Annotated in this window: 1 rRNA gene; it reads left to right on the plus strand. The window is 49.3% G+C overall.

Annotation, left to right across the window (positions count from 1 at the left end):
- Window positions 1–175: 175 nt before the first annotated feature.
- Window positions 176–291 (plus strand): 5S ribosomal RNA (gene rrf, locus AAZR23_RS20775).
- The last annotated feature ends 44 nt before the right edge of the window (window positions 292–335 follow it).

A 335-nucleotide genomic window follows, 5' to 3' on the forward strand; every position in this document is an offset into this window, starting at 1 on the left:
GGCTGGGTGTGTAAGTGCAGCGATGTATTGAGCTAACCAGTACTAATGAACCGAGAGGCTTAACCTGACAACACCGAAGGTGTTTTGAGTTGAGAGACGAAGAGATTTTTCAGCATAGTGAAGAGACGACAGAGTCATTCATTATGAAAAGCTTGTTTTGGATTAAACGAATTTGCCTGGCGGCCGTAGCGCGGTGGTCCCACCTGATCCCATGCCGAACTCAGAAGTGAAACGCCGTAGCGCCGATGGTAGTGTGGGGTCTCCCCATGTGAGAGTAGGGAACCGCCAGGTTATTATTAAGTGAAGAAGCCACCCTTTGGGTGGCTTTTTTGCGT

The organism is Morganella sp. Je.2.23 (genome assembly GCF_051129855.1).
GTDB lineage: Bacteria > Pseudomonadota > Gammaproteobacteria > Enterobacterales > Enterobacteriaceae > Morganella > Morganella sibonii.